Source organism: Actinokineospora sp. PR83 (genome assembly GCF_021056305.1).
GTDB classification, from domain to species: domain Bacteria; phylum Actinomycetota; class Actinomycetes; order Mycobacteriales; family Pseudonocardiaceae; genus Actinokineospora; species Actinokineospora spheciospongiae.
This window is the reverse complement of record NZ_JAJCXD010000006.1, coordinates 1-7,758: the sequence shown is the minus strand read 5'-3', so window position 1 is coordinate 7,758 and position 7,758 is coordinate 1. Positions and strand designations below refer to the sequence as shown.

Here is a 7,758-nt window from a genome sequence, read left to right as displayed (position 1 = left end):
ACGACCGCCGCGCCCGCGGCCTGCCCGCCACGGCGATCGCCTGGGGCGCCTGGGCCGGGGGCGGCATGGCCGCCGAGGGCCCCGCCGCGGGCCGGGTCGCCCGGGGCGGGTTGACCCCGATGCCGCCCGCGCTGGCCGTCCGCGCGCTGGGCAAGGCCGTGGGCGACGGGCGGGTCATCCTCGCTGACATCGACCTCGACCGGTTCGTGCCCGCGTTCACCGCGTCCCGCCCGAGCGCGCTGTTCTCCGAGCTGCACACCCCCGCCGCCGCGGACCCCGGCACCCCCGACGAGATCGGGGACATGGGCGAGCTGGTCCGCGCCTGCACCGCGGGCGTGCTGGCCTACCCCTCGGCCGCCGACGTCGCGCCCGGCAAGGCCTTCCGCGACCTGGGCATCGACTCGCTCACCGCGCTGGAGCTGCGCAACGCCCTGGCCCGCGCCACCGGGCTGAAGGTGCCCGCGACCCTCGTCTTCGACTTCCCCACCCCCGCCGCCCTGGCCGACCACCTCACCGGGCTCCTCGGCGGCACCGCGAAGACCGAGCGGACCAGGGCCGTCGCCGTGGCCGACGACCCCATCGCCATCGTGTCGATGGCCTGCCGCTTCCCCGGGGGCGTCGCGTCCCCGGAGGACTTCTGGGCGCTGCTCACCGCGGGCCGCGACGCCCTCGGCGGCTTCCCCGCCGACCGCGGCTGGGACCTCGCCGCCCTGTTCGACACCGACCCCGACCGCCCGGGCACCTCGCACACCGCCGAGGGCGGCTTCCTGGCCGACGTGGCCGGCTTCGACGCCGACCTGTTCGGCGTCTCCCCTCGCGAGGCGCTGGCGATGGACCCGCAGCAGCGGCTGCTGCTGCACACCGCCTGGGAGGCGTTCGAGCGCGCCGGGCTCGACCCGACCGGTGTGCGCGGCTCCGCGACCGGGGTCTTCGTCGGCACCAACGGGCAGGACTACGCCACCGCCCTGGGCGCCGACCTGTCCGAGCACGGCGGTTACCTCGCCACCGGCAACGCCGCCAGCGTCGTCTCGGGCCGCCTGTCCTACTCCTTCGGCCTGGAGGGCCCGGCGCTGACGGTCGACACCGCCTGCTCGGCGTCGCTGGTCGCGCTGCACCTGGCCGCCCAGTCGCTGCGCTCGGGGGAGTGCGACCTGGCGCTGGCGGGCGGGGTCACCGTCATGTCCACGCCCGCGGTGTTCATCGAGTTCTCCCGCCAGCGCGGCTTGGCGGGCGACGGCCGGTGCAAGGCGTTCTCCGCCGACGCCGACGGCACCGGCTGGGGCGAGGGCGTCGGCCTGCTGCTCGTGGAGCGGCTGTCCGACGCCGAGCGCAACGGCCACCCCGTGCTGGCCGTGCTGCGCGGCTCGGCTGTGAACCAAGACGGCGCCTCCAACGGGCTCACCGCCCCGAACGGGCCCGCCCAGCAGCGCGTCATCCGCTCCGCCCTCGCCTCCGGCGGGCTCGTCGCGTCCGATGTGGACGCCGTGGAGGCGCACGGCACCGGCACCGTCCTCGGCGACCCCATCGAGGCCCAGGCGCTGCTGGCCACCTACGGCCAGGACCGCGAGCGGCCGCTGTGGCTGGGGTCGGTGAAGTCGAACATCGGCCACACGCAGGCCGCCGCGGGCGCCGCCGGGGTCATCAAGTCCGTGCTCGCCCTGCGCCACGGTGTGCTGCCCCGCACGCTGCACGTCTCCGGCCCCAACGAGCACGTCGACTGGACCACCGGGTCGGTCTCCCTGCTCACCGAGCCGCAGCCCCTGCCCGCGATCGAGCGGCCGTGGCGGATCGGCGTGTCCTCCTTCGGCGTCAGCGGCACCAACGCCCACCTGGTCGTCGAGCAGGTGCCCGCCCCGGCCCCCGCCGCCCCGCGCGAGCGGGCGCGGGCGGTGCCGCTGGTCGTGTCCGGGCACACCGCCGAGGCCGTCCGGCACCAGGCCGCGCGGCTGGCCCACGTCGAGGCCGACCCGGTCGACATGGCGTTCACGTTGCTCACCGCCCGCGCCGCGCTGGCGCACAGCGGGGTGGCCGTGGGCGACCGCACCTTCCTCCCCGTGGCCGCGGCGAGCGGGCGCGTGGCGTTCGCGTTCACCGGTCAGGGGTCGCAGCGCGCGGGCATGGGTCGTGAGCTGGCGGCGGTGTTCCCGGTGTTCGAGGCCGCGTGGGACGAGGTCATGGGCCTGTTCCCCGTCGAGGTGCGGGAGGCGATCACCGAAGGCACGCGGATCGATGAGACGCAGTTCGCCCAGCCTGCGATCTTCGCTTTCGAGGTCGCGATGGTGCGGTTGTTCGCCTCCTGGGGTGTTCGTCCGGATGTGGTGATCGGGCATTCGGTGGGTGAGATCGCCGCGGCGTGGGCTGCTGGGGTGTTCTCGTTGGAGGACGCTGCGGCGTTGGTGGTGAAGCGTGGCGCGTTGATGGGGGCGGTGACCGTCCGCGGTGCCATGGCTGCCATCGCACTGTCCGAGGACGAGGTGGAGCTGCCCGCCGGGGTCGAGCTGGGTGCGGTCAACGGCCCGGATTCCGTTGTGGTGTCGGGTGATGCGGACGCGGTTGCGGCGATGGTGGACGAGCACAGGGCGCGTGGGGTCAAGGCGTCGTTGTTGAAGGTGAGCCACGCGTTCCACTCCGCGCACATGGACGAGGTGCTGGCCGAGTTCACCGCGTTCGTGGCGGGCATCGAGCGCGGCCCGGCCCGGGTCGAGTTCGTCGGCGCCGCCGGGGACGACGCCCCGACCACCACCGCCTACTGGACGGCGAACCTGCGCGGCACCGTGCGCTTCGGCGACGGGGCCGCCCGCCTCGCCGCCGGGCACGTGCTGGAGGTCGGGCCGGACGCCGCCCTCACCCCGTGGCTCGACGGCGCCGTCGCCGCCCAGCGCGGCGGCGACGAGGAGACCGCCGCAGTCCGCGCCCTGGCCACCCTGCACGCCCGCGGCGTGGCCGTGGACTGGGCCGAGTTCTTCACCGGCCTCGACGCCCGCGTCATCGACCTGCCCACCTACCCCTTCCAGCAGCGCCGCTTCTGGCCCGCCACCCGCGACACCGGCACGCGCGCCCTGCACTACGTCGAGGACTGGGCGCCGATCCCCGTCCCCACCGCCACCGACGACGGTTGGCTGCTCGTGCACCCCGAGGGCGTCGAACCGCCGCTGCCGGGGATGCCCGCGCTCGCCGTGCCCGCCGGGACCGACCGCCACGGGCTCGCCGCCCTGATGGCGGGCGCGGCCCGGCCGCGCGGCGCCCTGTCCGTCCTCGATGACGCCGCCGATGTCCTGGTCCTGGTGCAGGCCATGGGCGACGCAGGCGTGCCCGGGCGGCTGTGGGCCGTCGCCACCGACGCCGGGACCGCCGGGCTGGGCCGCACCGCCGCCCTGGAGCAGCCCGACCGGTGGGGCGGCGTCGTCCACCACGACGGCTCCGACTGGGACCTCGTCGCCCGCGCCCTCGGCGGCGCGGAGGACGAGGTCGCCGTGCGCGGCGGAGTGCTCCTGGGCCGCCGCGTCACCCGCCCCGCCCCCACCGCGGGTGCGTGGCGGCCGACCGGCACCGTCCTGGTCACCGGCGGTACCGGGGCACTGGGCGCGCACGTCGCCCGCTGGCTGCGCGACAACGGCGCAGACCGCATCGTCCTCGCCGGGCGCCGCGGCCTCGACGCCCCGGGCGCGGCCGCGCTGGCCGAGGAGACCGGCGCCGTCGTGCGCGCGGTCGACGTCACCGACCGCGCCGCGCTCGCCGCGCTGCTCACCGAGTTCCCGCCGAACGCGGTGGTGCACGCGGCCGGGCTGCTCGACGACGGCGTCGTCGACGGACTGACCCCCGAGCGGATGCGCGCGGTCGACGGCCCCAAGGTCGACGCGGCCCGCCTGCTCGACGAGCTGACCGGCGACCTCGACGCGTTCGTGCTGTTCTCCTCGGCGGCGGCCACCTTCGGCGCCGCCGGGCAGGCCAACTACGCCGCCGCCAACGCCCGCCTCGACGCCCTCGCCCGCGCCAGGCACGCCGCGGGCAAGCCCGCCACCGCGCTGGCCTGGGGCCCCTGGGCCGAGGACGGCATGGCAGCCGACCTGGGCGAGCGCGCTGGGATGCGCAGGCTGCGCACCGGGCCCGCGCTGGCGGCGATGGCCACCGCCGTCGCCTCCGGCCACCCCGTCGTCACCATCGCCGACCTGGACTGGGCCGCGTTCGCCCCGGCGCTGTCGGCGCTGCGGCCCAAGCCCGCCCTCGACGGCGTCGCGGAGGCCCGCGAGGCCCTGCGCGCCGCCGCCGAGCGGGCCCGCCCCGCCGACCTGGGCGACAAGGAGCTGCTGGCGCTGGTCCGCGAGACCGCCGCCGCCGTGCTCGGCCACACCGGGGTGTCGGCGGTCCCCGCCGACAAGGCGTTCCGCGACCTCGGGGCCGACTCGCTGACCGCGGTGGAGATCCGCAACCTGCTCGGCGCGGCCACCGGCCTGCCGCTGCCCGCCGGGCTGGTCTTCGACCACCCGACCCCCGCCCGCCTGGCCGCCGAGCTGGCCCGCCTGCTCGGCCACGGCGAGGTCGAGCGGGCCGCGAGCCCCGCCAGGGCCACCGACGAGCCGATCGCCATCATCGGCATGGCCTGCCGCTTCCCCGGCGGCGCGGACACCCCCGAACGCCTCTGGGACCTGCTGCGCGCGGGCGGCGACGCGGTGGGCCCGTTCCCGGCCGACCGCGGCTGGGACAGCACCCTGCTGCACGGCGAGGGCGGCCTGTCCCACACCCGCGAGGGCGGGTTCCTGCACAACGTCCCCGAGTTCGACGCCGACCTGTTCGGCATCTCCCCGCGCGAGGCGCTGGCGATGGACCCCCAGCAGCGGCTGCTGTTGGAGACCACGTGGGAGGTCTTCGAGCGGGCCGGGCTCGACCCCCGCTCGCTGCGCGGCTCGGCCACCGGGGTGTTCATCGGCACCAACGGCCAGGACTACGCCTCGCTGCTGATGGACGCCGCCCACGACGTCGGCGGGCACATCGCCACCGGCAACGCCGCCAGCGTCGTCTCCGGGCGGCTGTCCTACGCGTTCGGGCTGCAGGGCCCGGCGGTCACCGTCGACACCGCGTGCTCGTCGTCGCTGGTCGCGCTGCACTGGGCCGTGCAGGCGCTGCGCTCGGGGGAGTGCGACCTGGCGGTGGCGGGCGGGGTCACCGTCATGTCCACCCCGGGCGCGTTCATCGAGTTCTCCCGGCAGGGCGGGCTCGCGGGCGACGGCCGGTGCAAGGCGTTCTCCGCCGAGGCCGACGGCACCGGCTGGGGCGAGGGCGCGGGCGTGCTGCTCGTCGAGCGGCTGTCCGACGCGCGGCGCCACGGCCACGAGGTGCTGGCCGTCGTGCGCGGGTCGGCGATCAACTCCGACGGCGCCTCCAACGGGCTCACCGCCCCCAACGGGCCCGCGCAGCAGCGGGTGATCCGCGCCGCGCTGGCCGCCGCGGGTCTGCGCCCGTCCGATGTGGACGCGGTGGAGGCGCACGGCACCGGCACCGTCCTGGGCGACCCGATCGAGGCGGAGGCGCTGCTCGCCGCCTACGGGCAGGACCGGGACCGGCCCCTGTGGCTGGGGTCGGTGAAGTCCAACATCGGCCACACCCAGGCCGCCGCGGGCGTCGCCGGGGTCATGAAGGTGGTGCTGGCCCTGCGCAACGGGCTGCTGCCCAAGACCCTGCACGCCGCCGAGGCGTCCCCGCACGTGGACTGGTCGCGCGGACCGGTGCGGCTGCTGTCCGAGCCCGTCGAGTGGGACGGCGGCGACCGGCCCCGGCGCGCGGGCGTGTCCTCGTTCGGCTTCAGCGGCACCAACGCCCACGTCATCGTCGAGCAGGCCCCGCCGACGCCGGAACCGGAGGGCGCCGGGCTCGGCGTCCCGGTGCCGTGGGTCGTCTCGGGCGCGTCCGCCGACGCCCTGCGCGCGCAGGTCGAGCGGCTGCGCGCGGTCGAGGCCGACCCCGCTGCCGTGGGCGCCGCGCTCGCGCTGCACCGCGCCGACCTCGACCACCGCGCCGTCGCCGTCGGCAGCAGCGCCGAGGACCTGCGCGCCGCGCTGGACCGGGCCGCCGGGGTCGTCGCGGGCGCGGGTTCGACGGCGTTCCTGTTCTCCGGCCAGGGTGCCCAGCGCGCCGGGATGGGCCTGGACCTGGCTGCCGCGTTCCCCGCCTTCGCCCAGGCGTGGCAGGAGGTGCTCGCGCACTACCCCGACACCGTCCGCGACGTCCTGACCAGCGGCGACGCCCGGGTCGACCGCACCGAGTACACCCAGCCCGGCCTGTTCGCCGTGGAGGTCGCGCTGGCCAGGCTGTTCGAGTCGTGGGGCGTGCTGCCCGACGCCGTGGCCGGGCACTCGGTGGGCGAGATCGCCGCCGCGCACGTCGCGGGCGTGCTGTCGCTGGCCGACGCGTGCCGCATGGTCGTGGCCCGCGGCGCGCTCATGGGGGCGCTGCCCGAGGGCGGAGCGATGGTCGCCCTCGCGCTCGCGGAGGACGAGCTGGACCTGCCGCAGGGCGTTGACCTCGCCGCGGTCAACGGGCCCCGGTCGGTCGTGGTCTCCGGGCCCGCCGAGCCGGTGCTCGCCTTCGCCGAGCGGCACGCCGCCCAGGGCGTGCGGACCAAGCGCCTGACCGTCAGCCACGCCTTCCACTCGTCGCTGATGAACCCCGTGCTCGACGCCTTCACCGAGGTCGTGCGTGGCCTCACCTTCGCCGAGCCCACCACCGCCGCCGTCAGCGCGGTGACCGGGGGACCCGCCGAGCAGGTGTGGACCGACCCCGAGCACTGGGTGCGGCAGGTGCGCGAGCCGGTCCGCTTCGGCGCGGCCGTGCGCGCGCTCGACGCCACCGCGCTCCTGGAGATCGGCCCCGACAGCGTGCTGCTCGCGATGGCCGAGGCCGCAGGGTCGAGCGCCGCGCTCATCCCCGCCCAGCGGTCGGGGGTCGACCAGGCGCACGCCGTGGTGTCCGCCCTGGCGGCGCTGCACGCGCACGGCGTGGAAGTCGACTGGTCGGTCTTCTTCGCGGGCGTGCGGCCGGCGCCGCTGCCCACCTACGCCTTCCAGCGCCGCCGCTACTGGCCGCAGCAGGCCACTCCGGCCGTGGACCCGGTGCACTACGCCGACGCGTGGCAGCCGGTCACGCCCGGCGCGGGCGGCACCGACCCCGCCGACATCGCCGTCCTGGGGGAGGGCTGGCCCGTCGCGGACGCGCTGGCCGCCCGCGGCGCGGTCGTGGTCCCGCACCCGGCCGGGACGACCGCTCCCGTCCTGGTCGTGCGCGCCGACGACGCCGCCGACCTGCTGGCCGCCCTGCACAACGCCCCGGCGGGCACCCGCGTGTGGGGTGTGACCTCGCGCGCCGTCGCCGCCGGGTCCACCGACCCCGCCCCGGTCCCCGCGCACGCCGCGGCCTGGGGCTTGGGCCGGGTCGCCGCGCTGGAGTTGCCCGACCGCTGGGGTGGGCTGGTCGACCTGCCCGAGGACCCCGACTGGGACGCCCTGCTGGGCGTCCTGGCGGGCCCGGACGACGAGGTGGCGCTGCGCCGGGGCGCGGTGCTGTCCCGCCGAGTCGTGCGCGCCGAGCCCACCGGCGACTGGCGGCCCTCGGGCACCGTGCTGATCACCGGCGGCACCGGCGCCCTCGGCGCGCGCGTCGCCCGCTGGGCCGCCGCGCACGGCGCCGACCGGCTCGTGCTGCTCAGCCGCGGCGGGCCGGGTGCCCCCGGGGCCGCCGAGCTGGTCGCCGAGCTGCCGGTGCCCG

Annotated in this window: 1 protein-coding gene; it reads left to right on the top strand. The window is 77.3% G+C overall.

Annotated elements, in window-relative coordinates; genetic code table 11:
- A partial coding sequence (locus L6E12_RS02175; protein WP_236226175.1) for a type I polyketide synthase occupies positions 1-7,758 on the top strand: 7,758 nt, incomplete at both ends.